Annotated in this window: 1 protein-coding gene; it reads right to left on the bottom strand. The window is 38.2% G+C overall.

Annotated elements, in window-relative coordinates; translation table 11 throughout:
• Positions 1-32: 32 nt before the first annotated feature.
• Positions 33-722 (bottom strand): ABC transporter substrate-binding protein (locus ACFIM6_RS10055; protein ID WP_375612692.1); only part of this gene is annotated, 690 nt, incomplete at its 5' end.

Raw genomic sequence — 722 nt, 5'->3', positions numbered from 1 at the left:
TGTTTTTTATATTTTATAAACTTGATACCTTCTTATTTTTCAATTGCACTATAAAAAATACGTGGTGCACTATTCCAAACCCATTTTTTGACATCAGGTGTCATCGCTACAGAAACATATGTCTGATAGATAAAAGCATAAGGCCCTTTCTGCATAAAATCACGTTGTAAATCAGCATACATTTGCGCCCGTTTTTTGGGATCTTTTTGAAACAATGCATCTTGAACCTTTTGATTCATAGTTTCATCCAAATACCCATGGCACCAACTCGCATAGCCTGTATTTTTAGCCTCAAGCCGATTATCTGGATTATAAATAAGACGTGAAGCCATTGTATGGGGGTCCCCAGAGCCATTATTCCATCCGAAAAAAATCGTATCAAAACCACGCGCATAAAATTTTGAAAACAACTGCGTACCTACAAAACGTTCAATTTTAAAACGTACTCCAACTTTTTTTGCATTGTCTTGGAGAGACTGAGCAATAGGCAAAGCAAAAGGATAAGGAGAGGCACCGGCAAAAATACTGGCCTCAAAACCATCCGGATAACCTGCCTCTGTTAAAAGTTGCTTTGCTTTTTGGAGATCAAGTTTAAAGGGTTGTCCCTCTTTTTCATCCAAAGCTCCAAGATTACCAAGAGGAATAAAACTTGCACGTGGAATACCAACATCTTTGAGAAGAGTCTTACCGAGTCCTTCATAGTCAATAAGATAGCGCATCGC

It is taken from the genome of Bartonella sp. AA9NXGY (genome assembly GCF_042196845.1).
Classification (GTDB): domain Bacteria; phylum Pseudomonadota; class Alphaproteobacteria; order Rhizobiales; family Rhizobiaceae; genus Bartonella.
This window is presented reverse-complemented; position numbering and strand designations above follow the sequence as displayed.